The sequence below is a fragment of the Pontibacter rugosus genome (assembly GCF_042678745.1).
GTDB classification, from domain to species: Bacteria; Bacteroidota; Bacteroidia; order Cytophagales; family Hymenobacteraceae; genus Pontibacter; species Pontibacter rugosus.
Genome location: NZ_JBHTLD010000037.1, coordinates 1 through 26,978, shown reverse-complemented (window position 1 = coordinate 26,978; position 26,978 = coordinate 1). Strand labels below are relative to the sequence as shown.

The window sequence follows — 26,978 nt, the reverse complement described above, 5'->3', positions numbered from 1 at the left end:
GCAACCCGTTCGTAATTCATAATTAAAAATCTATCTTCGCCACTGATGAAAGATGAAAACTATAACAAGCCGAAACCTGAGAAATTGCCGATTGGGCGGCGTGAACTGGTCTCTTTCCCGGAACTGGATATAGAAGAGATAGAGGCTAAAGTAGATACAGGCGCTTATACTTCGGCTATACACTGCTCAGACATACACGAAGAGATTAGACCTGATGGCACCAAAGTTATTTGCCTGGACCTGTTAGACCCTTCGCACCCACAGTATAACCATAAGAAGCTGGAGTTCAGTGAGTATGATCTTCGTGAGATAAAAAGCTCGATCGGGGAGAAGCAGGAGCGTTACATTATCCGTACAAAGATAAAGTTGTTTGATGAAGAGATAGAGGAAGAGTTCTCGCTCTCAGACCGCAGCGACATGAAGTACCCGGTGTTGCTGGGGCGCAAACTTTTGAAAGGCCGTTTCACGGTAGATGTTGCCAGAAAGAACCTGGCGCACAAGTATAAGATAAAACATAAACAGAAATAAAAAGCATTTATGAAAATTGCTATTCTCTCCCGCAACCCACGCCTTTACTCTACCCGCCGACTGGTAGAGGCCGCAGAGCAACGGGGGCATGAAGCTATCGTACTAGACCATTTGCGTTGCGACCTGATCATTGAGCAGGGCGACCCACACATACTTTATAAAGGTGAGCGCCTCACAGATGTGGATGCGGTTATTCCGCGTATAGGTGCCTCTGTTACATTTTATGGAACAGCCGTGGTGCGGCAATTTGAGATGATGAAGGTGAAAAGCGCCGTAGACTCTCAGGCTATCGTGCGCTCCAGAGATAAGTTGCGCTCGTTGCAGATACTGGGCCGTGCCGGATTAGGTATGCCAAAGACTGCTTTTACTAACTATTCAAAAGAGACGTCCGGACTTGTAAAAGAGGTTGGCGGCGCTCCGCTGGTAATTAAGCTGCTGGAAGGCACACAAGGTTTAGGGGTGGTGTTGGCAGAAACACGCAAAGCGGCGGAGTCAGTTATTGAGGCGTTTCATAACCTGAAAGCGCGTATTATTGTGCAGGAGTTTATCTCAGAAGCTGGCGGTGCCGATATAAGAGCCTTTATTGTAAACGGAGAAGTGGTAGGAGCCATGAAACGCCAGGGCAAAGAAGGGGAGTTCCGTTCTAACCTGCATCGTGGAGGCAAAGCAGCGCTTATCAAACTTACCCGTCAGGAAAAAGCCGCAGCCCTGTTGGCCGCTAAATCGTTAGGTTTAGGTATTGCCGGGGTTGATATGCTGCAATCCAAGCGCGGACCGCTGATTCTGGAAGTTAACTCTTCTCCCGGCTTAGAAGGGATAGAAAAGGCTACTCAGAAAGATATCGCAAGCAAAATAATAGAGTACATGGAAGGGTTGGCTGTAAAGCGCCCAAAAAAACGCATTCAGGAGTAATATGCCAGAAACCATTGTTATAAACGGCAAAACTATAGACCGTGGGGAGAAGGTGCTTACCAAAATTTCTATCAGTAAATTGCCCAGCGGTACTGTTATAGAAATACCTGTTTATGTTTTCAGGTCAGTACATGATGGCCCGGTGGTATTGCTGATGGCTGGCATGCACGGAGACGAGGTAAACGGTATTGAAATTGTGCGGCGCATGCTGGCTAAAAAGATGCTGTATCCGCTAAAAGGTACTATCATAGCTGTACCCGTACTTAACATCTATGGCTTCCTAAACTTTTCGAGGGAGGTGCCGGATGGCAAAGATGTAAACCGCAGTTTTCCGGGTAACCGAGATGGCTCACTGGCCAGCAGAGTGGCGCACCGCTTTATGAAAGAGGTGATGCCCTATGTTGACTTTGGAATTGATTTCCACACAGGCGGCTCCAGCCGAAGCAATTACCCACAGATACGCTGCATGCTGGACCATGGCCAAAACCAAGTGATGGCGCAGGCCTTTGCCGCTCCATTTATACTTAACTCTCCATTTCGGCAAGGCTCGCTGCGCAAAGAGGCAGCCAAAACAGGTAAATCCATACTTGTGTATGAGACAGGGGAGAGCCTTCGGTTTGATGAGAAAGGCATTAACCTGGGCATTGAAGGCACCTGTCGTGTATTGCACCACTTAGGTATGATGGCTGCTTGCCCAGCCCCTACAGAGCACTCGATTATCTGCACGAAGGATGTGTGGTTGCGGGCGAAAAACGCTGGCTTATGGCGTAGCTATGTAAAGCTAGGGGAGCCTATAAAAAAGAACCAGCATATTGGCAGCATCACAGACCCTTATGGAGAAATGGAGGTGCGCCTAAACGCCCCATCTGGTGGTTACGTCATTGGCTTGAACAACATGCCAGTAGTTAACCAAGGTGATGCGCTGCTGCATATTTCGTTTTAGATTTTTCACATATAAACAAAAGAGCAGGTTGCTTATCGGCAACCTGCTCTTTTGTTTATATGTGAAAATAGAAGTATACTTATACCTCTTGCGCTTGTAAATGGCCATTCAATAGCCAAGGCTTACAGGGTTTTATTATTTTGTAAAACAGGAAAACTATTTAGAGAAGGTAGCGACACTAGATAGCTTTATACTTGAACTTATACTGCAATTGATGGATGCAACGGAAACAGAAGTGGTTTAGGTATACATTAACATTATTGTGCCTATGCTTACTTAGCCTGGTTTCATTTGTGGCTTTTAATAGAGCTTATATAAATGGCGCATTTGCTGCGTACGCTGATCTGAAGGAAGTGCAGCCAAACATCTTTGTAGCCCCTGACCTGGATCAGAAAACGGCGGACAGCCTTATACTCGTCGTGCAGCAGGCTAAATTACGCAACGAGAAGTTCTGGCAAGAACCGGTGGCACTGCCCAAAATCATTTACTGCAGTTCTCCTAAAATGGCAAAAAAATACATCATGGTAAAAGGTACTCATGCAGAATCTATCTTTACCATCTTCAGCTGCCACATCGTGATAAACCGAACAGGGCTTAATGTTGACATTGTGAGTCACGAACTGGCTCATGTGGCTCTTTTTGATAGAATTAAGCAGTTTAAATGGATAATTGTGACCTACAAGCTACCTGTATGGTTTGATGAAGGGGCTTGCCATGCAGTTAGACTACAGAAAAGGCTACTCCACTTCAGATTACCTGAAGCACACAGACAAAGGCCGCAAAGCACCTAAGTTAGCTTCTATGGAGAACTTATCGGATTTCTACAAGCAAGATACGTTAGGTTGGTATAAGTATGCCACCTCTAAGTATGAGGTGAACAGGTGGCTGAAGAAAGTAGGCAAGGAAGGACTTGAAGAATTAATTAACTCAATTACCATTTCCTCAGATTTTAATAGTGCTTATAAGTTGGCGGAGGAGCAGTATCAGGAATTTCCTTGATATTGTGTCTTCAACAACATTTACTTTATGCTAGAACAGCTATTAGGTCGGTTAGCCAAAGTTACGTGGTGGAAGTTATTAATAAGCTTTGTTGTTATTGCTATACTTTACAACGTGCTATCGGTTAACGTGATAAAGTACTTTCTGGATGAAGAAGTATAAACCTCTGGCCTGGAAGATTTATCTCCAGTGATGCTGTTTGTTGTTGCTGTGCTTGTTGGCCCTTTGGTCGAAACGCTGTTGTTTCAGTATCTCATTATAGAAACTATCAATTACTTTAAAAGGGTATTGAGTTTATCAGCCTTGCCATTTCTACGTTAACTTTTGCCCTTGTCCACTCCTCCAGCAATACATATATTATGTTTATGCTTGTTCCAGGAGTTTTACTTGCTGTATTATACTTAGTGTTCAAAAGGAAAAATCAATCTTCTTTTTGGATTGTGTATGTGGCGCATGCCTGCATTAATATGTTTACCTTACTACATAACAGACTTAATTGAAGACTAGAAAATAGCTACATTAAGGCATTAACTCTTATTCTATAAAATGAAAACAGCTGAACATTATAAACTTAAAGTCAAAATGCTAGCACGGCCAGTTCTGGTTTCTATAGCCATCATCCTGTTTATGTACTTTGCCGGCGAAGCAGTAGGGGAGTTTTTGTATAATACGACTCACTAGAAATTGAACTACAAGCAAGAAGGGCCTGCTATACTTAGCAGGCCCTTCTTGTATATACGCTTTTGTCTCAACACTAAAACACATACCGCACGTGCAGCGCCGTATCCCAGAAGCCGCCGCCGCGAGGTATGTTAAAGTATGGCTTTACGTCAGCGCCAATGGTAAAAGGAATGTCGCGGATGTAGTATTCTAAGCCCAATATACCGTCCACGCCTAAGCCAACTACGTTATCACCGTAATGCCTGTGGCCGCGGTCGTAGTAATCGTGGCCGTCCCAGAAGCCGATGTGGCCGCCCAAGCCGTAATACCATTGCAGGCCGCTGGTGTTAAATGCCTGCGCATGCTTCTCGTATAAAACTGTGATGACAGTACCTCTGTACTTGAAACCCGTGCTCAGGATACCCTCAATGGCTGCATCGCTCTGAATAAAGTGCTTCACCGTAAGGCCAGAGGCAATACCTCCTCTTAAACCAATACCAGTAGAATAGCCGCTTTGAGCTTGTGCACCTGTGGCTGCACAAAGTATAAATGCCAGCGCAAACGTGAGTTTAGTAAAGATTTTCATGTTTGTTGTAAAGTTTAAAATCAAGCAGCTACTCTAGCTGCCATGGCTGCAAAATTACAACTTCTAACGTAGTGTTCCGCGAATATTGTGTGAAAGGAGCGTCCTATTTGCTTTTTGGCTTATAGTTTTGCAGGTAGGCGCTTTGGCTTGTGCGGCGGCCAATCAGTTTGAAGAAGGAGATAAAACCTTCCTCGTCAAGCTGCAGGGCTTTGGCAAACGGGTCAGGTTTCCCTTTCTCCTCAAAATCTTCGATGTAATGCTTTCTCACCAAATCAGCTTCTGCCAGTTCTTCGGCTGCTTCTATCTGCACCAGCCCCGTTTTCTCCCAAAGTTTTTGCCACCAGGCTATGGTATGTATAAAGTACCAATAGCGTTGATAGTCTTCGCGCAAGAACTCCGGAACCTCTTCTAAGGACTCAATCTCTTGGGTAAAGCAAACATCCACAATGGCTAAACAGCCTTCCGGTTTAATAAAGCGGGCGATGTAGGGCAGGTACTTCTCATCGGTGCCGAAGTAAGTATAGGAGTCTACCACGATCACGGCATCAAAAAACTCTTCTGCAAAAGGCAAAGCGCGGGCATCTGCTTCTAATGGGATAACTTTCTCCTCACAGCCTTGGCTGCAAATACGTTGGAAATTATCACTTGCCGAAACAGCCTCATCTACGGCATATACTGTAACTCCGAACTCCTTGGCCAGAAAAATAGAACTGATGGCCTTGCCGCAGCCAAGATCCAGCACGCGCATGCCCGGCTTCAGGTTAAGTGATTTGGTGAGGCTCTCAAGGTTAAAGAGCACATTCTCTCCCATCGAGTGCTTGCGCACCCAGTCCGGGTCGTAGTGTAGCGCTTTCGGAAAAACGTGTTTTAGGGATTGCTTTGCCATACGTTATACTTGCATTGCTAGGGGTGAGGTACTATTGTGCAGTACCCAAAACAGCTATTTCGTTTGATACATAGGTATGCACGCCCGGCCTTTCGGCTTTGGCGGCTTCCAGCATGGCGTTGGCTACTGTCTCAGCTTCAATTGGTTTATACTTATCCAGCGGGCCTACCATCAGCTTGCTGAGCGGCTTCATTAGCTTCGAAGCAAATTCTTCGCCGTTGCGCTGCTCCTCGCGCTCGCCGAGCAGCAACGAAGGCCGGAAAATATGCACTGCGTTAAAAGGGTATCGTTTTACATCCTGCTCCATCTCGCCCTTCACTTTGTTATAAAAGATAAGAGAGCTGGCATCTGCACTCATAGCAGAGATAACAGAAAACTGCGACACGCCTTTTTTAGATGCGTATTCCGCCAGCTGTACTACATACGTATGGTCTACTTTATAAAAAGCATCTTTAGAGCCGGCTTGCTTAATAGTGGTGCCTAAGCAGCAGAAAACATCATCTACAGCCAACTCAGAGGCAAAGTTCTTCAGGTGATCAAAGTCTATTACCTGCTGGTCTAGCTTGGGGTGTATAAGGGGTAGCTCACGTCGACCTATAGAGGTGACCTGGCTATAGCGCTCGCTCTTGAGCAGCAGGCGGAGCAAGTGCCCACCCACAAGCCCACTGGCTCCGGCTATTAGTGCAGTTCGTACTTTTTGCATAAGTGCTTTAGCTTACGCAGAAAGTACGTTTTTAAGCGAAATATAGTCTATAAAGTATAAAAGTTTAACCGAGAAATTGTTGTTCTGCGGCACAGATAAGGTATTCGACATATTATCGAAGTAGCGGTTCTGAATTTGGTCAGATTTATCTTCAATAAAGTTTTTCCAAACGACACGCAACTCACTGCCGGGGGCAAAGCGCCAGCTGTACACCAAATCCATGGTAAAGGTGTTGTAGTTAATATTTTCTATATCAGTAGTATAAGCATTTTGCTCTTGCGTAAGCTGCTGGAGCAGGCCCTTTTTTGTCAGCTCAAAAAAGTCTTTATAAGCTGCCCGCGACCAGTAGTGGCGCATGTTCAGCGTCAGGCCTGAGCGTTCGTTAAAGATATAGGCACTGCTGATCGTTGTGCTGACGGTAGTAATGGTGCGATCACCGAACAGTATATGTGCTTGTTGTTCTTTGTCCTTATATTCTTTCGCAAACCCAATGTTACGGATCTCTTTTTCAAAGTTATTGCCATTCACGATAGAGAACTTATCGTTCACACGAAAGCGTGGCGAGAAATCCAGCCACCAGCTGTTCTGGTCATAGCGGTGCGAGCGCCAAAAGCCAGTAGAGGCATCTAGGGCAATGCGTTTGCGGTAGTCTGTGCTGATGCCAATGTTTGAGTCGTAGGCGGGTGGGCGAAGAAAAACCTGCGGAAACGAGCGTGCTTCAAAGTAATCGTGCTGATCGCCGGGACGAACGCCCACATTTAACCAGGCGCTGGTAAAGTTGCGAAAACGCACATTGGTGCCGCCGCTGAAGCTAAGGCTGCTAAATTCAGCAGGGGCATACAGCATATTATGGTTAACATTCAGGCTGTTGCTCCACGACAGGAATTTCCATACAGGTTGGTAAAAGCTATACTTGATATAAGCTCCGGTGCTCATCTCATTGTTATTGCTGATAAAGCCCAGGTCGTTGATGTCGTACGTGTTTGACTCAACGTTATGGTCGATGCCATACTGCAGGTTGCCACTTATTTTGCTCAGGTTTACAAAATACTGATGCCCGAGTGTGGTGCCGTCGTTAGTTTGCAGGTCGTTGTCTGTGTCTTTGCCATAAAGCTGGCTCAGGTTGCCTCCGGTGGTCAGGGCAAACATATTTTGCTTATCAGCAAAACGCATGCGCAGGCCGGTTACATTGGCATCATAGAAGCCTCTGGTGCGGGTAACGTTGGTGTTGGTAAAGGTAAGGTATGAGTTGCGTGGCAAGGTCTGGTCGAGCACAAACACGTTGTAGTTCGAAATCGGATCGGTCAGGATTTTACGGCTTACGCCAGTAGTAGAGTCCTGTACAGTAGCGTATGAGTTACCCGTAAATGCATTGAAAATGCCAATGCCCAAACCCCGTCGGGTTCTGCCGGATACCTTAGCGGCATTCAGCAATTGTGTCTCTCTTGGGTTGCTAACAACGGCCTCCCGGCCAATCAGCTGATCTTCTACCGTGCCTCGCCCTACAGGTGTGGCTCCGATGCGGCGGGAGTAGAAGAGGCCAGCTTTATTAAATAGCTCTGTGCCTTCTGTGAAAAACTGGCGGTTCTCGCTATACTTTACCTCAAAAGGCCCCAGGTTTAGTATCTGGTTATCTGACTGTGTCTGTCCAAAGTCAGGGATCAAGGTTACATCCAATGTAAAAGCATCGTTAATGCCATACTTTACATCCATGCCGCCGTTAATAGATTTTGAGAAATCCTTCTGATTTTTGTTCTCTCCTTTGTTTGGGTAGTGATTTACATAGCCGGATACATAAGGCATGAATTGCAGCCTCACCGGCGACTCAATGCCATCTATGCCTATGGCGCGGCCTTCCTGGTTTATTAATCCACTTACAGAGTTATCTACATGGCTCCAATACGATTTTTCGCGGTCGCGGCGAATAACCCGCATGTAGTTCAAACCCCAGTTCTGTATTTCTGCTTTCGGAAAACGAATAGCTCCATAAGGGATGCGCATTTCTACAGTCCAGCCGCGGTCGTGGGTGCGTACGCTGCTCTCCCACACGGCATCCCAGTTCCAGTCTTCCCGCCCCTGCGAGTATTTAATGTCTGTTTGCACCCCGGCCGCTGACACCAGAAAGGCAAAGGCATTTTGTTTGTCGTTGTACGTATCAAGGTACACGCCAAACATATCCGAGTTATTCTCGCCAGAGTCGCGCTGCCCCAGCTGGGTAAGCACAGAGTCAGGAGCAGAGTCATAAAGTATGGCGCCAAAGTATACAGCATCGTTGTCGTACAGCATGTATACCTCTGATTTCTGAGAAGACGGCTTGCCGTTCAGTGGGTCGTATCGGAAGAAATTGGTGGCAGGCGTAACCTGTTGCCATACTTCCGGCTCCAAATGTCCATCTAGCACGGGGGCGGCCAGTGTGCGCTCCGCTTTCAAGGTTTTGTTACGTTTATTCTTTTCTGCTTCGGTGTCGTCTTGGCCGCTGGCACTAGCTGGTGTGGTGCAAATTGTAAGAATTAAAAGTAAAGGCAGGAGTTTGGTAAACATATGCAGTAGCCGCACACGGTAAGCGTGCAGAAAAATTTAAGGTAAGATAGGTCGTACAGGTTGTGTTTCGGTGTTGTGGGCTGAGTACTACTTTTTGAGTCGGATGCTATCAGGCTGGAGGTCTATTTTACCGGCTTTGTACAAGCTCCCGATTGCTCGCTTAAAGTTTTTCTTGCTCATCGAGAGCGTCTGGTAAATGTCTTCCGGCGAGCTGCTATCAGAAAGAGGCATCCAGCCGCTGCCTTGCTCCAGCAAGCGCAGAATTCTCTCAGCAGCGTCATCTTTTTCCCCCACTAAGGTAGCACCTGGTTTACGCAGTGTTACATCAATTTTGTTATCCGGGCGAATAGCTTTGATATAGCCTGTTGTCTTATCACCCATACGCAGGTCTTTAAAAACCTCGTTCTTATACAGAATGCCGATATAGGTATTGTTGATGATAACTTTGATGCCGATATCTGTAGGATTGGCTATAAGTAACTGTACTTCTTCGCCTTCGGTAAGCTGTATATCATCATTTGCCAGGTATTTGCCCAGTTTTGAGGTAGCCACCACACGGTCGGTTGTTTCGTCCAGGTAGAGGTATACGCAGTATTTGCGGCCTACCTGCATTTTGTTTTTCTGGTTGTTAAGCGGAACCAGCAGGTCTTTTTCCAGTCCCCAATCCAGAAAAGCACCAAAAGGTGTCTCGTCGGTACAGGTAAGGCAGGCGAATTCTCTTACAGTGGCATAAGGCTCCAGGGTAGTGGCAATAATACGGTCTTCGGAGTCGCGGTACACAAACACGCGTAACCTGTCGCCTACACGGGCATCTTCGGGTACGTATTTGCCCGGCATAAGTATGTCTCCGTCTTCTGAGGTAAAGTAAACGCCAAAGTCTACTTCACGGGCTATTTCTAACTCGTTATAATTGCCTAAATCTACCATTGTATCGTGATTAATATGTGATTGGTGCGGTGGGTGCACGTCTTTACAAATCTAATAAAAAGGAGGCGTGAGTGAAAGCAGAAATGATATATACATTATTTTCACTAAATATAGTAGATTAAATGCAACGCTTTGAGTATAATCTGGATCAATCCTGGTAAGAGCATGTTTAAAATTCATCCTTTGCGCTGCAAATTGCCAGAACCCTTTCCATTCAGCTTTCGCTTGCAAAAACCAAATTTAAACATGCTCTAGTTAGAAATAAACATATTTAGCTATGAAGAGAGTAACAGCTGCCTTGGCAAGTATACTTACCTTAGGTGCATTTTCCTGTGATGATGAAACAGTGGTTTGTCCGGAGATGCCGGAAAGTTACATCATGGCTGATAAAAATACGGCTTCCTGGTTGGGCCAGCCTGAACTGCGGTTAGATAATGACACGCTATGGATTTTGGGCGTTGCTAATAAACCCAATGATGAAGTGCTTGTAATGAAAATTAAGTATAACGGAACCGGCACTTATGCGCTGCACCCAAAACAGGGATACTATTACACTACTGTTGGCGGAGACGTGCTAACAAGCGAGTACAAGCTAGCCAAAAATACTGTTGGCACCTTGAAGATTATAGCAGACGGCAAAACAGAGGGTGTTATAGAAGGAAGCTTCGATCTGGCCCTCAGGAAAGTGCGCAGTAACCCGGAGAGCAGCATAGAAAGTATAAATTTCACAGATGGCAGATTCCGTGGCCAAATAGCAGACTAAAGCATTAAAAAAAGGCAACCGGTTATGGTTGCCTTTTTTTGATGCTTTAGGAGGTAAGGCTATGCCTTTTGTTTTTTCTTACCCTTGCTGGATGATTTAGATTCTTCTGCTTCGCCGTCTTCCATAATGTCAGCAGGCTTATGAAGCAGGCCAATGCTCAGGCCATCTTCCCCTAAGAAGTGCTCTATGTGGTGGCAGCGGTCTTCTGTTTTTAGCAGAATGCCTTCCAAAAGCGATTTAGTTGCAAAATCTTCCTGCTTCAGCGCTACTTTGATTGATTTGCGCAGTTCCACGGCAATGTTTTTTTCATCCTCCATGTCCTTTTTCAGCATTTCGCGGATGCGGAATTCGCCTTCTTCCTCATGCTCTAAATAGGCAATTTTAAGCTGATTGGCCGGGTGGCAGGTTGGGCAGTATCCCATTACAGTCAAGCGCTCGGCAATAGCATCGTATTGCTCGTGTATCTCTGTGTAATGCTCTTCAAAGAACAGGTGCAAATCACGGAACTGAGGGCCTTCTACCAGCCAGTGGTGCTTGTGGTATTGATGGTATAGTACAATGAACGAAGCCAGGTGGCGGTCCAGCTCTTTAGCGATAGCAGTGGCTGTTTCTTTTGTTAATCCTACCGGGTTTCCTTCGTATTCGTTTATTTCTCTTACTTTTTCCATAGTATGGGTTATAGGCTATTTTAGTTTCTCTACCATTAAACCCTTATTCAAGCCAAAAGGATACGAGATCATCAATAAAATTCAGCCACACCAGGGCGCGTAAACTGGAAATCACGGAAGTCGTAATATTGCGAAGAAGACTTAAACAGCTTAAAGTCTTGCATGTTAGTGTTTAGAGGGAGCTGCGGGTAATAGCCTAGTGTAAACTGGATGGTGCTGAAAGATAAAAATTCATTGCGAAGCCTGAAGCCTATGCCATAACTGCGATAAGGTTTATCTCTGAAAGGGGAGCTCTTGTTGCCGGTAGAGAGCCAGGCGGCATCAGCAAAAATAAACGTAGCCAGGCGGAAGCCCAGTAGCGAGAGCGGTGTGTACAGGTTTGCTTCGTAATTAACCGACACCCGGCGCGTTCCACGCACTATATCAGAGCGAAAGCCTCTAATGCCACTTTCGTCGTTAATAAACAGCAACTCTTCGGGATAGCGGTTTATACCGATGGTGCCACGGCCTAGCAGGTAGTGGCGCAGCTTCCAGTTGCCCCATTCCGAAAGCTTACTGATGTATAGCCCCTCCAGGTCCAGTACTCCTTGTTCCCAGCGGTCGTCGCGGATGTAGGTGCCGTAGCCTGCCCTGCCAAAAAGGTACCCAAAGTGGCTGCCATACTTAGCCACCGACAAGGAAGTGCCTAGGTAAGTGCGGTCCCAGATATCGCCCTCCTGATAACCACCTGTAATAGAGAAAAGCGTGCCTACCGGAATATCTTCTGTTCGGCCAAAACCAAAAATGTAGCGGTCTTTGTAATACTTTCGGATGCTGTAGCCCACACTGCCCAGCATGAGGGTATTATCCTGGAAATTGTCAGTGGGAGTGGTTTTGTAGTTGGTGTTTATAACGCGAGCCCCTAATATAATTCTGCCTCTAGACTCATAGCCAAGGTTATAGCTTTTAGGTTGCAAGGCGCGACCCAGCCACACATCCTGTCGGGTATAGCCTATGTCTCCATAAACTAAGGTTGTGTCGCCCGGGGTATTGGGGAGCTGAAACCGGTCTTCTATCCAGCTGGCTTTTACAGCGCCGGCGTATTTGGTGTTAGTAGAGAAGAAGGTACGCGAAAGAGCAAGGCTTTTTTCTTTATAGTAGTTTTCGTTTACATAGGCAACGTCTGCAGTAACATAGGTGCGGCCAATGTTTTCTACCGTATAAAACCCAGCTACTTCCCAGGGGCGTGGGCGGTCCAGGTTAAACTTATAAGTGCCCTGCACCTGGTGGGCCTGTCCCAGAAAATTAAGCTCTCGCAAGGAAACGCGACCTTTACCAGACGATAAAGAATAGGAACCCGATCCGCCTAAGCTGAAAATGTCTTTCGTTAAAACGAATATGTCTACACTGTCATTGGTTGTTGTTTCTTCATTAACGATGATGCGTGCATCCAGAATGTGCTTTGTCTGGCGCAGCAAGCGTTCAGATTCGATCAGGTCTAGTGGCTTAAGCGGTTCGTTTTTACGAAACAGGAGCTTGTTGCGAACTTCGCCGCGCCCGGTTTTTACGTGCAGTACGTTTCCTGCCTTCTTGAAAAAATTATCGGGTGCTTTAGAGGTGTCGTTGATAGAGTAGCCAAAGGCATCCAGCGTCATGATGTCAATACGGCGGACAACTTTATAGTTGTGCTTCTCATACTCTTTATGAATGAGCTCTGCATTCTGGCCATATGCCTCCTCGTTCACAGGGTCAAAATCGAGTAAAGCCTTCAGTACCTTCCCAACAATTGTTTTCCGCTCCGACATCTGCTTTAAGTTAGCAATAATGCTGGCATCAAACGACTGTTTCACAGAGTCAACTTGGGTAGAATCAGATTGTACCTGCGCCTGGCACACCCCCACGCTCGCCAACAGCATGCACAGCAGGCATAGCAGTGGTAAACGCAAAGACAGTGGGTGTAAGTAAGGCATAAAAATAGGTGCGTAGCAATCAGGCTCTGAATTAGCCTCCTAATATAACGCTTTCTGATTCCAGAAATGATATTCAGTAACTATAAAGTGGCAAGCATCATGCCTAAGATCATAATTAAGCAGGAATAGCTATCAAGGATGTTGCTAATTAATTTAGCTTATTAACATGTGTAGATAACCTTGTGGATAAATTAATGCTAAAATAGTTGGTATTAATTTACTGGTTATCGTATCTTTAACACATCAAAGCTACCGAGAATCAGACGTATGGATGATAAAGTAATAGGCAAACTAAAAATATTAGCAGATGCTGCCAAGTATGATGTTTCCTGCTCTTCCAGCGGTGGAAAGCGCAAGAATGACAACAAAGGCCTTGGCAATGCGGAGGGTATGGGTATTTGCCATAGCTATACAGAAGATGGCCGCTGCGTATCGCTTTTAAAAATACTCCTCACAAACCATTGCATATTTGACTGTGCCTATTGTGTTACCCGCAAAAGCAATGATGTGAAGCGAGCAGCTTTCACGGTGCAGGAAGTGGTGGACTTAACCATTAACTTTTACAGGCGCAACTACATCGAGGGCTTGTTTCTAAGCTCCGGCATATTCAAAAATGCTGACTATACGATGGAGCGCCTGGTGCGGGTGGCAAAGAAGCTGCGACAGGAATATAAGTTTAACGGATATATTCACCTTAAAACGATACCTGGGGCAAGCGAAGAGCTGATAAAAGAGGCGGGGCTTTATGCAGACAGGTTAAGCGTGAACATTGAGTTGCCCTCAGAAATGAGCCTTCAGCAGCTGGCTCCGGAGAAAAACTACAAGGAGGTGCTGGAGCCAATGGGCAGTATAAAGCAGCAGCTGGTGCAGGCAAAAGAGGAGCAGAAGCTGTTTAAGTCGGCACCTGCTTTTGCTCCGGCTGGCCAGAGTACGCAGCTGATAGTAGGGGCATCTGCCGAAAACGATTTCCAGATATTGCAACTGTCCAGCCAGCTGTACCAGGATTTTAGTTTGAAGCGCGTGTATTACTCCGGCTATGTGCCCATCAGCAGTGATCAACGCTTACCGATTATAGCAGAGCCGCCCATTATTCGGGAGAACCGCATTTACCAGGCCGACTGGCTGATGCGTTTCTATGGATTTGATGCAAAAGAAATTGTAGACGAGCAGCAGCCGCACCTCGACCTGGATATCGACCCGAAGCTTGGTTGGGCTCTACGAAACCGGCATGCTTTTCCGGTTGAGATGAATACGGCAGACTATGAGATGATACTGCGGGTGCCTGGCATTGGGGTGAAAAGCGCGCAGAAGATTGTGTCTGCACGTCGTTTTACGCCACTACACTTCGAGCACCTAAAACAGATGGGCGTTGTGTTGAAAAGAGCGAAATACTTTATCACCTGCCATACTAAAAGCCTGCAACGCCAGGATTTCGATTCGCAGGTAATACGCAGAAAAATACTGTTTGGCGACGGGTCTGTGCGAAGCGCCTTGCTGACACAGCAGCTGGATCTGTTTAGCCAGGCAGGTTAATAAACCAGAGGGGGAGCAAAGTAGATGAAGAACAGGAAAAAGAAATCCAGTATACAGAATTATACTCCTAAATCAATAATCCAACCCAAAAAAGTAACTGTAATGAGACAGAATCAGAAAGTTGCCCGTGTATCGTTATACTGCAAGCTAAACATGCTGGTGCCCCAGTTGCAAAGCCTGTCTACACGCACCAAAGCTGAACCTGCAGATAAAGCACGAGCTGCTGTAAAATAATCAGATGCAGCCAGCGCAAATGCACTTTTATACTTACGACGGCTCATTTGAGGGGCTGCTGACAGTTGTGTTTGAGGCTTTTGACAGAAAGGCCTGGCCCACAGCCATAGAGCAGGAGCACCTGGCACAACCAAGTATGTTTGGTGATACCATAGCCGTTGTAACGGATGAGGGTAAAGCCGCCCGTGTATGGCAGGGCTTGCAAAAAAAGCTAAGTAGAAGTGCGCAGCAGGCACTGTATCATACCTACTTATGGGAGCAGCCTAAGTTTGAGCAATTAATATTCGACTATATTAAACTCGTTTTTGAGTCGAAGATAAGCATAGAAGATAATTTTGCTGCTCCGTGTGTTTTACAAGTACAGCAGGCGGCTAAGCAGGTGCATCGTGAAAAGCACCGGATGGAAGCGTTTGTGCGGTTTCAGAAAGCAGCCGATGACTTATTCTACGCTACCATTTCTCCTGACTTTAATGTGCTACCGCTAATTATAAAACATTTTGAGAAGCGCTATGCTGATCAGCGTTGGGCTATTTATGACACCAAACGGAACTATGGTGCCTATTATGACTTAAAGACTGTCTCCTTTGTTAATCTGGAGCTGTCGCCGCAGCAAAGACATGCTGCTCTGGCTGATGTGCATAAGCACCAGGAAGAAGACAAGTATCAGCAACTGTGGCAAGTATACTTTGATCATGTAAACATACCAGAGCGCAAGAACCCTAAACTGCACCTCCGCCACATACCACGCCGCTATTGGAAATACTTATCAGAGAAGCAGCCTCGCCAGTTACCTACTTGATTTCTAGCACTACATCCAGATTTCTATTGCACTAAAACGTGGATAAAATTGTACTCGTTGCGCAACCTTTTCCTGCTTTTATACGTTAATAGGTATATATATTGCTTTTATAGTAATGCAGAAATGGTCTTAAAAGGTGACGAAGCACTTGATAAGGTCTTGCCTGCGCAACCCCTAAATTTTCATTATGAATACACGCGTACGAAAGAAACTCATTCAAGTAGCTCGCGGCAGAGCACATCTGATGTCCTTCCAGAATCTGATTTATGAGGCCGAGCTTGGCCTGAACCTGGAGAATACTCATGAAAAATCTCTATTAGCAGATGTAATAGATGAAATTTCAGAAAAAGAATATAAAGAGGGCCGCCCCCTGCTGAGCGCTCTTGTCAGAATCAAAGGACAAAAAAATCAAGGCGATAGCTTTTTCAGAATGTGTGAGCGCCTGGGCTACGGTAACTGGAAAGAACTCAAAAAGGATGCTAAATTTGTAGAAGAGCAGCGGGAAGCTTGCCGAGAATTCTGGTCCGACAAAAATAACTTTACATCCTATCTATAACTTTTAGACGGGGAAGTAAAAAGGCGTGGCGGTAGAGCATTTACTCTACCGCCACGCCTTTTTTTAGTATTGCTTTTCCTTGCCAAACGCCAAGCTCCAGAGCGTTTTTGTTTGCAAATGTAAAGGTTAAAGCTTGCTTCAAAGCCGATCAGGCTAAGAGCATGTTTAAAATTCATCCTTTGCGCTGCAAAAGCGTGTAAAGGAACCTGGCTTCACGCTTTACTCGCCCCATAGCGCTGCTTTAAAACTCTAAAACCGCTTTGCCAGAACCCTTACCATTCAGCTTTCGCTTGCAAAAACGAAATGTAAACAAGCTCTAAGCAAATATCTATATAGCAACCCCTAGAGTAGAACAACATCCTGTCTTGCAGCTTTAAAACTTATAAAGTGCCTTCCCCAGGTATAGCCTAAAATCTAGTGCCAAATAATTATTCGGCATCTCCATCAAAATTTATTGTGTTTCTGCAACAGCGGCCGGCTATCCTGCCTCTGTGTAGAGTTGCATGTATCCCAAGCCGGTAACAATAGAAGTAACGAAGTAGTAGCGTGTGTTTTTTTTACGGAATATTTATACAATATTTTGAATATATGAAAATAGATTAGTTTCTTTAAATAATCAAAAATAAAGAAGAATGGCAGACGCACCTATGCAATGCATAATTCTGGTTTGATTAAGCGCCTCAGATACTAGTATACAAATACTTACTATATTCGTTATGAAAACAAATTTTACTACTCTATTAGCTTTAGCAGCGTTTTTAGTCACCATCGTAATTCCTGCATCTGCCCAAGATGCAAAATTTGGCAAAGTGACTGAAGAGGAACTCAAGATGAGCGCGTATGATAAAGATGCTGCTGCCGACGCTGTTATTCTATCAGACTACGGCTTTACCCGATTCGAGTACATAGGAGAGACAAAAGTGGTATTTGAACGCCACATCAGGATCAAAATATTTAAGAAATCAGCTTATAAATGGGCCGATTTTGTTGTTCCATACTTTATAAAAGGCTCTGATAAAGAAAGAGTTTCAAGTATAAAAGGCTATACTTTTAACTTGGAAGGCGGCAAAATTGTAAAAGACAAACTGGAAAGTAAAAGTGTATTCGAAGAACAGAATACCGAGAACTGGTTTGCCAAGAAATTTACAATGCCTAACGTAAAGGAAGGTTCTGTGATCGATGTGGCTTATACAATCACATCAGACTTTGTCTATAACCTGCGAGACTGGGAGTTTCAGAACAACATCCCAACTGTCTGGAGTGAATACCGTGCACGCATACCTGAGTACTTAAATTACAAATTTCAGATGCAGGGTTACCTGGGCCTATACAAAAGCGAAAACCAGACAGAAGTCGCTACAGGTGCAAATGTTACGCCTGACATGAAAAACAATGCCTATGTATGGGTAATGAAAGATGTGCCGGCGCTGAAAGAAGAAAAATACATTACCACCTTGCGGGATTATCAATCCAAAATTGAATTTGAATTGCAGAGTGTGCAGGTTCCTGGCCAAGGCACCCGAATTATGACAGGCGATTGGAGCAGTGTAACCAAAGACCTGCTCATGGCAGAGCATTTTGGCACACAATTAAATCGCAGCGGCTTCTTCAAGACAGAATTGGCTGCCATACAAGGGAAGCATAAAGAGCCAAAGGAGCAGATGGTAGCCATTTTTGATTTGGTAAAAGACCGGATGAAATGGAATGACCAGGAGCGGGTATACACGAACACCACGATCCGTAAGGCGTGGGATGAACGCAAGGGGAATTCAGCCGATATAAACCTGCTGCTTACTTCTATGTTGCTGGAAGCAGGCCTGGATGCCGCCCCTGTATTAGTGAGTACACGTAGCCATGGGCGTGTAAACACACACATGTCGGCCATGCTCAGCAAGTTTAATTATGTTATTGCTTTAGTTAAAATTGGCGACAAAGAGTATTTGTTAGATGCAACAGATCCTTTGGTAACGGTAGGCATGCTGCCTGCTCGCTGCCTGAACGGGCAAGGACGCCTGATAAAGAAAGATGACCAGCGCTGGGTGAGCCTTGAGCCTGTTACAAATTCCACCAAACTCTTTAATGCGGTGCTCACCATAAACGAGCAAGGCGAGATTGTGGGTAGCGGCCGTGAGTCAGCTGGCGGGTATCGTGCGCTTAGCCTGAGAAGAACTATTCTGGATGAAGGGGAGAGCAAGTATAAAGAGCGCCTGACAAAAGAAGTAGGGGACTTTAAAATGTCTAAAACCACTATCAATAACTTAGATAAACTGACTGATGCCCTGGATATTACCTATGATATCAGCATTAGTGGGAGTGGGCGCAGCAACGACATCATTTACCTTAATCCGATGCTTGGACAGGGGGAAGATGAGAACCCGTTTAAGCTAACAGAGCGTGTTTACCCGGTGGACTTCGGAATGCCGATAGATGAAACATACATCTGCAACTTTACCATACCTGAGGGATATCAGGTAGAAGAGGCCCCTAAAAGCATTGCCGTAAACCTACCGGAAAATGGCGGCCGCTTTATGTATATGGTGCAGCACGAAGGAAACTCTATACAGATAATGAGCAAGATTAACATCAATAAGCCTGTGTTTTATGCGCCGGAGTATGCTTACTTGAAAGAGTTCTTTAACCAGATAATTACCAAACAGGCAGAGCAGATTGTCATCAAGAAGATTGCTGCAAACTAAGTTTTGATGTATCTCTAAATCAGCGTTCCAAGATGAAAAACACAGCGAAATTTATACTTGACCTAACGTGGGTTTGCCTGTTTATAGTGTTATTTCCACTGGTAGCCACTGCCAGCGAGGGAGAAGTTACGTTTAGCGAATTAGCCAAAGAAGCAAACATTGTTATTCGGTCTGAAGAGACTGTTTTTACAGTGCACTCGCTCAGTAGCGGCACCACCCGTTTTAAAACAACGATTACGATCCTGAACGAGAACGGTAACAACCGGGCTAAGCTGTATGTGCCTTACGATAAATTGAGCAAGGTAAATTATGTTAAAGGCACGTCCTTCGACAAAGTAGGTAAAAAGATAAAATCACTTAAGAACAGCGACCTGAAAGATGTGAGTTACATGAACGACTTCTCGTTGTTTGAAGATAACCGCCTGAAGATTGCTAACCTGGAGTATAACATCTATCCCTATACAGTAGAGTTTGAGTATGAAGTGACTAGCAGGAACATGATGTTTTACCCGCGTTGGCGGCCGCAGGACCAGGAGAACCTGTCTGTGGAGAAAGCTACGTTTGAGGTGCTAATGCCAACAGGTATGAAACTGAGATACCTGGAGAGCAATCTGCTAAAGAAGGCAGAAGTTAGTAACACAGGCCCACAGGAGCGATACCTGTGGGAAGTAAAGAACCTGAAGCCAGTAGAGACGGAGCCTTATGGCCCAAGTTTTGAAGAGCTGGTGCCACAAGTACTCACAGCCCCGACGGAGTTTGAAGTTGATGGCTACAAGGGAAGCATGGCTACTTGGAAAGACCTTGGTATCTGGCAAAATAAGCTGAACCAAGGGCGTGATGTGCTGCCACAGGAAACAGTGCAAAAGCTGAAGCAATTAACAGCCAATGCTAAAGATCCCGAAGAAAAGGTAAGACTGGTGTATGATTACCTGCAAGGCAAAACACGCTATGTGTCTATTCAGTTGGGCATTGGCGGGTGGCAACCTTTTGAGGCTAACTTTGTGGATACTAAAGGCTACGGCGACTGCAAGGCACTCACAAATTATACTAAAGCCATGCTTCAGGCTGTTGGTGTAAACTCTATTTATGCCCTTATCAAAGCGGGAGATGATGTGGCTGATATCAAAACTGATTTCCCGAGCAGCCAGTTTAACCACGTTATACTTTGTGTACCTATGCCACAGGATACGATGTGGCTGGAGTGTACGAGCCAAACAGAAGCGGCGGGATATAACGGCACCAATACCGGCGACCGACATGCACTACTCATCACACCGGAGGGGGGCAAACTTGTTAAAACCACCATCTACAAAGCAACTGATAACAAGCAGATCAGAAGTATAAAAGTGAAGCTGGATGAGAAAGGAAGCGGTGTGGCAAGCGTAAGTACCCTCTATACCGGATCGCAGCAGGAAACCCGGGACGGTGTGGTACATTACCTGAAGCCGGAAGAGCAGCGGAAATGGCTGTATGAGCAGGTAAAGGCTCCACCGTTCGAGATAAGCAAGTACGACTTTGTGCAGAAGAAGGATCGGGTACCAAGTATAACGGAAAATCTGGAGCTTAGCCTTACCAAGTGCGCTACCATGAGCGGAAAACGCATGTTCGTTTCCCCGAATCTGATGAGCAAATGGACGTATGCCCCACACCAGAAAGAGCAGCGCCTGACAGATGTAGTGCGTAAATCAGCTTTTTTGGATGTGGACACGGTGGAAATTGAAGTGCCAGTTGGATATGCTGTTGAATACCTGCCACGTGAGGTGTCGCATAAATCACCTTTCGGAGAGTATAAGGCAGCTGTAAAAGTAGACGGACAGCGGGTAACATACATACGCACTATGCAAATGCACAAGGGCAGGTTTAAGCCGGATGATTACGCTAAATTGGTAGAGTTCTTTAACAATGTGATTAAGGCTGATGCCGAACAGGCAGTGTTTGTGAAGAACGTGCCGTAAAGGTAAACGCAGCAGACAGTATAAACCTCCAGAGCAGGAAAGCCAATTCTGTTCTGGAGGTTTTTCATTTTTCAATAGTTCAGAAATTTTCTGGAAAAGCTGCGTCTTTTCCGGGGTGGCTCCGTCATCAGGGTGTAAAAAATATTCACACAAACTAAACACGAGCCATGAAAAGATTTCACGTAAACGTAAGCGTAAAGAACCTGCAAGAGTCTACCGCTTTTTATACTGCCTTGTTTGGCACAGCGCCAACAGTTCTGAAGCCTGACTATGCCAAATGGATGCTGGAAGATCCGCGCGTAAACTTTGCCATCTCGCTGCACCCTGAGCTTGTGGGTATAGAACACTTAGGCATTCAGGCCGAAAATGCTGAAGAACTTATGGAAGTATATGCGCGGCTAAAGCAGGCTAAAGGCACTATCCGCGAAGAGGGGAAATGCACCTGCTGCTACGCCAAATCAGAGAAATCGTGGATTGCAGACCCACAAGGTTTAGAGTGGGAAGCGTTTTATACATTCGGAGAAGCTACCGTTTATGGAGAAGATACAGCCACAGCATGATGCCCTGCAACAGCCGAAACCATCTAAAAGAAAGCTACGGAGCGTGTAGTATTTATTTAGCTCAGTAGCTTATATTTATACTTCTCGCAACAACTATGGAAATCGCAACACAACGCTCAGTTATGGTATCGGAGATGCTGCCTGAGCACTACCCGCAGATAAAGGAAATTTACCAATTAGGCATCGCCACAAACAACGCCACCTTCGAGACAAAAGCGCCAGACTGGGAGGAGTGGGACCAGAAGCACATGGTAACCTGTCGCTTTGTAGCCCTTACTGAAGATGCCCGTGTTGCTGGCTGGGCTGCGTTAACACCTGTTTCCGGCAGGTGCGTGTACCGTGGCGTGGCAGAGGATAGCGTTTACATCCATCCCGATTTTAAAGGCAAAGGCATAGGCAAACTGCTGCTGCAAGCGCTTGTGCAGGCATCAGAAGAAGCTGGTATCTGGACGCTGCAGGCAGGCATATTGGTAGAGAACGTAGCAAGTATAAAACTGCATGAGCAGTGTGGTTTCAGAGTGGTGGGTGTGCGTGAGCGCTTGGGGCAGCTGCATGGCCAATGGCGCGACACCTGCCTCATGGAAAGAAGAAGCACAACAGTAGGCTTGTAAGTATGGAGAAGTGCTGTAAAACGAATGGAGAATTAGTGCAACAGGAAACTTGTGGAGCAGTTGCGCCTGTGTTTCTGGCATATGAGGCGCAGCTAAAAGGCTTTGTACAGAAGCGGGTTAAGGACGAAGACGAAGCCAATGAAATTCTGCAGCAACTGTACCTAAAGCTCTATAAAAGCTGCGAGCAACTGCAGGAGGTGCAAAACCTGAAGGCATGGCTTTACCAGATCACCCGCAACGCTGTGTATGATTTTTTCAGGGAGAACAGCCGCACACAATGTATAAACCTGGATGTAGAGTGGCCAGAGCCGGAGGAATTGACTGACCAAGCCCGCCACGAGGTAGAGGCCTTGGTAGCACCTTTGATCAACTTACTGCCAGAAGCGTATGCCGAAGCGCTACGGCTGAGTGAGTTGGAGGGGCTGAGCCAGAAAGAAATAGCGAACCACTTAGGTGTCTCATATTCAGGAGCTAAATCCCGAGTGCAACGTGGCCGTGAAAAGCTAAAGCAGCTGTTTGCCGAGTGCTGCCATTTAGAACTGAGCAGAGATGGACAGGTGCTCAGTGCTGAGGTGAAAGATACCTGTATCCCGCTATTAGCTCATAAGCAATAAGTATAAAGCCCTATCCTGAGCAAGCTGAAAGGCAGCAATAGCAAGTCTAAAACTTATACCTTGCCTGCACCTTCACATCCGATCTTCTGGGGCCTTCAATTGTTTCCAGTCCTGTACCAATGGTGCTTTGGTTACGGTAATGGGTAATGCCATACTTTACCCAAAGATCAAAATCACGGAAGGGGCGTAGCTGCAGCAAAGCGTACATACGTGTTCCTTTCCCGCTGAGCGCCGGAATAGAGAAAGCATAAAGCACGTCTCGCTCATAGGCATATTGGCGGGTATCATAACTGTCGGTATCGAAAAGGGCATAACGGGTGCTGAGCCTTAGTTTATTGAATGTAAAGTTGATGTCCTGCGCAATAAGGTAGCCTGTCTGCTGTGGCGACTCCTGCTCGTACGTGCTAAACTGCACCCTCGACTTTAGGTTAAGCGTTTTAGTGGGAGAGGTCTCAAAGTATAAAAGATAATTTCGCCGCTCTGCCTGTGCCACATAGTCCATGGCTGTTGTATTTCCTGTTAAGTTGCGGCCCTTGCTTTCGTAGCGCATCTGGGCATAGAGGCTGCTCTGCCGGTTAGGTTTAAAGTATAGGCGTACCAGGTATTCATCTCCCCGCGAAGGTGCATCCACCAGGTAGCGCAGCCACGGAAACTTGAACCTATCGTAGTAGGCGGTGATCTCCCACTTGGGCAGCGGTTTTATTTTGATGCCGGTATAAAATCCCTGCTCATTTATGTTACGGGTGCCCTCGCCAAAAGCGCTGCCGTAAAATGTATGAAAGTTGCGGGCATAATAGCGGTACAGCATCGACATCTCCACCCTGTTCGAAAGGTTTGCAATCAGGCCGTTTACGGTGCCTAGGCCTCCGCTTTTGCTCACAGCCGTTTCGCCAAACAAGTATACATTCTGCCAGGTATAGCTGTAGTTAGTGCCTATGTTATAGTTTTCAGTGCCGCTAAACTCGAAACGCTGGTAAGGTGCTCCCGCTTTTCGAAGCGGAGAACTGTAGTTGCTCGCCAGTGCCGTGATGCCAGCTTGTAAGGTTCTGTTGTCTGACTGATACTGGAGGCTAGTGCCGTATACCTGTTCCCGCACCTGATCTTTATTAGCCAGCTCGGTAGGCGTGCGGTGGAAGCCCGTAGTCTGAATACCGCTGAAGAATTGCGTTTCAGTTAAAAGAGTGTCCAGCTGAGCTTGTAAGTTTGCATCTACCAGTTTGTTGGAGTAAAAAGCAGTGATGTCAATCTTGCCGGCATCATAAGTTACGGCTCCTCCTCTCAGAAAGGCATACTCCAGCACAGAGTTGTAAGGGCGGATGCCCAAGTTGGGTCTGCTGACGGTGGTGATGGTTTCGCTGCCCTTGCCTACGCTGTAACCGGAAGAGAGCAGCAGTCCCTGGCCAATCTGAAGCTGGTAATCACCCAATGCAATGGTTTTAAAGCGGCCCTTGTTGTAGAGCTGCAGGTGCATGGTATAGTAATCAAAGCCGTAGCGGCGGGTGCTGGGGCTCCAGGTAAACTGCTCTCCAGCATCTTTCTCGGCTGTAATGCCAAAGCTATAGTCGCGGGCATGGCTGATGCGGTAACGCAGGTAGAGCTTTTCTGGCGAGCCAAGATAGCGGGAACGGGAGCGACTGTTCGTATCTATGGCGGTGTAGCCTCTGCGTTGCTGCAGCGTTCGCTCATACCGAAGTATAAGCGCATTGTTATCTTCCCCGATCACGCGTTGCCACAGTGGCCGCGTGTCTGCTTGTAAGCCTGCGTCCTGTACCCGCACAAACGGCAGTAGTTGGTTTATCGTGAGCCTATCAAAGCCAGGTATAGCCTGTAACTCATAAATGCTGAGAAGCTCTCCGTTTTCCTGTACGTAGTCAAAAAATGAGACAATCTGTGGGCGTGAGAGCAGGTAAAGCGATGCCAGTTCTTCGGGTGTGGTGCGGTTGAGGTCAATGGGGCGCTGGTAGTACTGGAAAAGTGTTTCATACAGGTCTTCGTAAGACACGTTTTCATCGTCCTGCTCGGCAAAAAGCTCCTGCACCAGCAGGTCAAGGTCGATGTTCTGGCGCGGGTAATCCTGGGCGCAAAGCGGCAGCAAGGGGAATAACATGAACCAACACAGGAGTAACCTTCGTACCATACAGTCAGGAAATATGTTCACCTATATATTTTCATACTTAATCAAGACCTTAAGGTTGAACAAAATCTAACACATGGAGCTTTTTCACTTATTTTCAGCCATACTTGCCATATCGGCTCTCTTTGCATACATCAATAAAAAATATATAAAACTGCCTGGCTCGATAGGGCTGCTGTTGGCAGGTTTGCTGCTGTCGTTGGTGGTGCAGGGGCTCGGTGCTGTGTCGCCTGAGTTTGAGACTATGGTGGAGGAGCGCCTGCTACAGCTAGACTTCTCAGAGTTTCTGCTGGAGTTCCTGCTCAGTTTCCTGTTGTTTGCCGGTGCCCTGCACACTGACCTGGAGAAGCTCCGGGAAAGCAAGTGGCCCATCATGATCTTTGCCACAGTGGGTGTGCTGATATCCACCGCCGTTACGGGTACGCTGTTTTATTACCTGCTGCAGCTGTTAAACTACCCGATAGATTATATTTACTGCCTGCTGTTTGGCGCCCTCATCTCTCCAACCGACCCTATTGCTGTGCTCGGTATCCTCAAGAGAGCCAACATCCCCAAATCCTTAGAGGTAAGTATAACCGGAGAATCGCTGTTTAACGATGGCGTAGGCGTGGTGATTTTTATTTCTATTTTTCAGGTGGCGCAAAGGGGGCTGGAAAACGTTGAAGGTTCTTTTATAGCAGAGTTGTTCTTGAAAGAAGTAGGAGGCGGCATCGGGCTGGGGCTGCTGATCGGCTATATTGCCTACCAGTTTATGAAGCGCATTGACCATTACCAGACCGAAGTACTTATCTCTTTAGCCGTGGTGATGGGTGGTTATAGCCTTGCCCAAATATTCCATTTCTCCGGACCATTAGCCATGGTGGCCGCCGGCCTGCTGATCGGTAACCAGGGCACGCAGTTTGCCATGAGCAAGCAAACCGCCGATTACCTGACCAAGTTCTGGGAGATGGTGGATGAGATTTTCAACGCCGTGTTGTTTGTGCTGATCGGTTTGGAGTTGATGGTAGTGGAGTTTAAGTGGGAGTATGCTGTAACCGGCCTTATTACAACAGGCATAGTGCTGGCAGTGCGCTATTTTGCTTTGGCAGTACCGAGTTACACCTTAGGCTTGCATCGTACTTTTGCACCCGGCGCGCTTTCTATCATGACGTGGGGAGGCTTGCGCGGAGGTATATCTATTGCCCTGGCGCTCTCGCTTACACCAGAGATGTTCCGAAACGAAATTGTAGCTATTACTTATACGGTTGTGCTGCTGTCGTTGGTAGTGCAGGGCTTAACCATAGAGCCTTTTATCAGGCGGATATCGAACAGAAGTTTAACGCAGCTAAACCCTACTGACGCACATTAAAGGCATAGGCAACTGCAAGGTGATGGCTGTTGCCCAGCAGTGAGGTGGAGCCGAAGGCATAATCAACCTGCAGCTGCCTTGCCTGAAAACCAGCTCCAAATGTTAACCTGCTGGTAAGGGTGCTAAAGCCGGTTCTAAGTATAAACTTCTCCTTCAGTACCTGATATGCTACACCCGCTTTAAAGTCAGCGTCGTAATCTATGCTTTTCTCTGTTTCTACGGCAAGCAGTAGTTTGGTTGTAAACTGGTAGGATAGACCGGCTTTCATGATGGTAGGCAAACGTTCGTCTTCAAAAGAGGCCAGCTTTGCCTGGTTCAGGTTATACGCAAAGGCGCCAAAGTATAAATCCGGAATTATCTCACCTAGTCCGCCCACTGACAACGCCACTGCTTTCTGGCTTCCATACCCTTCCGCTGATACCTGCCATACATCGGCTTTTGCTCCAAGACTAAACTGTCCTAACTTGTGCGCTACACCTACACCAGCATGCTGCTGGCTAAACAACTCATCACCGAATCTGCTGAAACTAAGGCCATAGGTGCCATACCTGGCAGTGGGGTAAACGGCCTGTAAGGCTACTGTGGTAAAAGCTTCTATACCAAACCTGTTCTCTACATACACACCTGCTGTTGGCTGCTCCAGCGCTGTAATTCCAGCCGTGTTATTGCTAAGCGCCCACACATCCTGTAACGTAACAGCCGCACCACCCATACCTGCCGCCCGTGCTCCGAAGTTGCTCAGTTGCTGGGCTTGTGTGGGTGTAGTATAGGTAAGTGTTACAGCAAGAGCTGTTAAAATGTAGTAAAGTTTGTTTTCCAGAGCTATAAAGTATACTTGAACATAAATAGTTGAATATCTATGTTTTTACGAAA

27 protein-coding genes are annotated in these 26,978 nt (G+C 46.4%); 18 read left to right on the top strand and 9 right to left on the bottom strand.

The features are described from left to right. The first annotated feature begins 45 nt into the window (after positions 1 to 45). The 7 genes from ACFQ2O_RS06305 (at position 46) to ACFQ2O_RS06275 (ending at position 3,882) form a co-directional block, all read left to right on the top strand. Entirely contained in the window at positions 46 to 528 is a 483-nt protein-coding gene (locus tag ACFQ2O_RS06305) for an ATP-dependent zinc protease family protein (protein WP_377524148.1), read from the top strand. A 9-nt stretch (positions 529 to 537) separates the two neighbouring features. Then, positions 538 to 1,440: a 30S ribosomal protein S6--L-glutamate ligase gene (gene rimK / locus ACFQ2O_RS06300; protein ID WP_377524145.1), complete on the top strand. Its 903-nt coding sequence runs from the start codon at positions 538 to 540 to the stop codon at positions 1,438 to 1,440. A 1-nt stretch (position 1,441) separates the two neighbouring features. Beyond that, the gene (locus ACFQ2O_RS06295; RefSeq protein ID WP_377524142.1) at positions 1,442 to 2,383 is read left to right on the top strand and encodes a succinylglutamate desuccinylase/aspartoacylase family protein; all 942 of its coding nucleotides are present in this window, start codon (positions 1,442 to 1,444) and stop codon (positions 2,381 to 2,383) included. A gap of 293 nt (positions 2,384 to 2,676) precedes the next feature. Next, complete coding sequence (locus tag ACFQ2O_RS06290) at positions 2,677 to 3,174, top strand: hypothetical protein (protein WP_377524139.1); 498 nt, start codon at positions 2,677 to 2,679, stop codon at positions 3,172 to 3,174. Positions 3,175 to 3,184: 10 nt separating this feature from the next. Beyond that, a complete protein-coding gene (locus ACFQ2O_RS06285; RefSeq protein ID WP_377524137.1) occupies positions 3,185 to 3,382 on the top strand; it encodes a hypothetical protein in 198 nt (65 codons plus the stop codon). A gap of 27 nt (positions 3,383 to 3,409) precedes the next feature. Further along, complete coding sequence (locus tag ACFQ2O_RS06280; RefSeq protein ID WP_377524133.1) at positions 3,410 to 3,544, top strand: hypothetical protein; 135 nt, start codon at positions 3,410 to 3,412, stop codon at positions 3,542 to 3,544. A gap of 125 nt (positions 3,545 to 3,669) precedes the next feature. Next, positions 3,670 to 3,882: a CPBP family glutamic-type intramembrane protease gene (locus tag ACFQ2O_RS06275; RefSeq protein WP_377524151.1), complete on the top strand. Its 213-nt coding sequence runs from the start codon at positions 3,670 to 3,672 to the stop codon at positions 3,880 to 3,882. A gap of 254 nt (positions 3,883 to 4,136) precedes the next feature. Here ACFQ2O_RS06275 and ACFQ2O_RS06270 read toward each other — a convergent pair whose 3' ends face one another. From ACFQ2O_RS06270 to ACFQ2O_RS06250, 5 genes are all read right to left on the bottom strand, one after another. Further along, positions 4,137 to 4,628, bottom strand: coding sequence for a hypothetical protein (locus ACFQ2O_RS06270; protein WP_377524130.1), 492 nt, complete (start codon positions 4,626 to 4,628; stop codon positions 4,137 to 4,139). Between the two features lie 103 nt (positions 4,629 to 4,731). Continuing rightward, positions 4,732 to 5,514, bottom strand: coding sequence for an SAM-dependent methyltransferase (locus ACFQ2O_RS06265; RefSeq protein ID WP_377524127.1), 783 nt, complete (start codon positions 5,512 to 5,514; stop codon positions 4,732 to 4,734). Positions 5,515 to 5,545: 31 nt separating this feature from the next. Next, a complete protein-coding gene (locus ACFQ2O_RS06260; protein ID WP_377524124.1) occupies positions 5,546 to 6,217 on the bottom strand; it encodes an oxidoreductase in 672 nt (223 codons plus the stop codon). A gap of 12 nt (positions 6,218 to 6,229) precedes the next feature. Continuing rightward, entirely contained in the window at positions 6,230 to 8,758 is a 2,529-nt protein-coding gene (locus ACFQ2O_RS06255; RefSeq protein ID WP_377524121.1) for a DUF5916 domain-containing protein, read from the bottom strand. Positions 8,759 to 8,845: 87 nt separating this feature from the next. Next, on the bottom strand, positions 8,846 to 9,724 hold the full coding sequence (locus tag ACFQ2O_RS06250; protein WP_377524117.1) for a CvfB family protein: 879 nt from the start codon (positions 9,722 to 9,724) through the stop codon (positions 8,846 to 8,848). A gap of 238 nt (positions 9,725 to 9,962) precedes the next feature. Here ACFQ2O_RS06250 and ACFQ2O_RS06245 point away from each other — a divergent pair, with 238 nt between their 5' ends. After that, entirely contained in the window at positions 9,963 to 10,448 is a 486-nt protein-coding gene (locus ACFQ2O_RS06245) for a hypothetical protein (protein ID WP_377524114.1), read from the top strand. Positions 10,449 to 10,507: 59 nt separating this feature from the next. On the opposite strand, the gene ACFQ2O_RS06240 is transcribed toward ACFQ2O_RS06245, so the two are convergent. Together ACFQ2O_RS06240 and ACFQ2O_RS06235 are read right to left on the bottom strand one after the other, a co-directional pair. Further along, complete coding sequence (locus ACFQ2O_RS06240) at positions 10,508 to 11,116, bottom strand: Dps family protein (RefSeq protein WP_377524111.1); 609 nt, start codon at positions 11,114 to 11,116, stop codon at positions 10,508 to 10,510. 71 nt (positions 11,117 to 11,187) lie between these two features. After that, a complete protein-coding gene (locus tag ACFQ2O_RS06235) occupies positions 11,188 to 13,011 on the bottom strand; it encodes a hypothetical protein (RefSeq protein ID WP_377524109.1) in 1,824 nt (607 codons plus the stop codon). 321 nt (positions 13,012 to 13,332) lie between these two features. On the opposite strand from ACFQ2O_RS06235, the gene ACFQ2O_RS06230 reads away from it, so the two are divergent. From ACFQ2O_RS06230 to sigZ, 9 genes are all read left to right on the top strand, one after another. Next, a complete protein-coding gene (locus ACFQ2O_RS06230; protein WP_377524106.1) occupies positions 13,333 to 14,598 on the top strand; it encodes a putative DNA modification/repair radical SAM protein in 1,266 nt (421 codons plus the stop codon). Between the two features lie 102 nt (positions 14,599 to 14,700). Further along, on the top strand, positions 14,701 to 14,832 hold the full coding sequence (locus tag ACFQ2O_RS06225; protein WP_377524103.1) for a hypothetical protein: 132 nt from the start codon (positions 14,701 to 14,703) through the stop codon (positions 14,830 to 14,832). 4 nt (positions 14,833 to 14,836) lie between these two features. After that, entirely contained in the window at positions 14,837 to 15,631 is a 795-nt protein-coding gene (locus tag ACFQ2O_RS06220; RefSeq protein WP_377524100.1) for a TIGR03915 family putative DNA repair protein, read from the top strand. Positions 15,632 to 15,818: 187 nt separating this feature from the next. Then, positions 15,819 to 16,187, top strand: coding sequence for a hypothetical protein (locus tag ACFQ2O_RS06215; protein ID WP_377524097.1), 369 nt, complete (start codon positions 15,819 to 15,821; stop codon positions 16,185 to 16,187). Positions 16,188 to 16,903: 716 nt separating this feature from the next. Continuing rightward, entirely contained in the window at positions 16,904 to 18,883 is a 1,980-nt protein-coding gene (locus ACFQ2O_RS06210) for a DUF3857 domain-containing protein (RefSeq protein ID WP_377524094.1), read from the top strand. Positions 18,884 to 18,915: 32 nt separating this feature from the next. Next, the gene (locus tag ACFQ2O_RS06205) at positions 18,916 to 20,838 is read left to right on the top strand and encodes a DUF3857 domain-containing protein (protein ID WP_377524091.1); all 1,923 of its coding nucleotides are present in this window, start codon (positions 18,916 to 18,918) and stop codon (positions 20,836 to 20,838) included. Positions 20,839 to 21,005: 167 nt separating this feature from the next. Next, positions 21,006 to 21,398, top strand: coding sequence for an ArsI/CadI family heavy metal resistance metalloenzyme (locus ACFQ2O_RS06200; RefSeq protein WP_377524088.1), 393 nt, complete (start codon positions 21,006 to 21,008; stop codon positions 21,396 to 21,398). A gap of 95 nt (positions 21,399 to 21,493) precedes the next feature. Beyond that, on the top strand, positions 21,494 to 22,009 hold the full coding sequence (locus ACFQ2O_RS06195; RefSeq protein WP_377524085.1) for a GNAT family N-acetyltransferase: 516 nt from the start codon (positions 21,494 to 21,496) through the stop codon (positions 22,007 to 22,009). Positions 22,010 to 22,011: 2 nt separating this feature from the next. Further along, entirely contained in the window at positions 22,012 to 22,623 is a 612-nt protein-coding gene (sigZ, locus tag ACFQ2O_RS06190) for an RNA polymerase sigma factor SigZ (protein WP_377524082.1), read from the top strand. 46 nt (positions 22,624 to 22,669) lie between these two features. Here the strand turns inward: sigZ and ACFQ2O_RS06185 are convergent, their stop codons facing one another. After that, positions 22,670 to 24,730 carry a ComEA family DNA-binding protein gene (locus tag ACFQ2O_RS06185; protein ID WP_377524079.1) on the bottom strand — a complete coding sequence of 687 codons (2,061 nt, stop codon included), beginning with the start codon at positions 24,728 to 24,730 and terminating at the stop codon, positions 22,670 to 22,672. 103 nt (positions 24,731 to 24,833) lie between these two features. Between ACFQ2O_RS06185 and ACFQ2O_RS06180 the strand changes: the two genes are divergently transcribed. Continuing rightward, positions 24,834 to 26,105 carry a cation:proton antiporter gene (locus ACFQ2O_RS06180; protein ID WP_377524076.1) on the top strand — a complete coding sequence of 424 codons (1,272 nt, stop codon included), beginning with the start codon at positions 24,834 to 24,836 and terminating at the stop codon, positions 26,103 to 26,105. Here the strand turns inward: ACFQ2O_RS06180 and ACFQ2O_RS06175 are convergent. After that, positions 26,089 to 26,817, bottom strand: a complete 729-nt coding sequence (locus ACFQ2O_RS06175; protein ID WP_377524072.1) for a hypothetical protein — start codon at positions 26,815 to 26,817, stop codon at positions 26,089 to 26,091. The genes ACFQ2O_RS06180 and ACFQ2O_RS06175 overlap by 17 nt on opposite strands. Between the last annotated feature and the right edge of the window lie 161 nt (positions 26,818 to 26,978).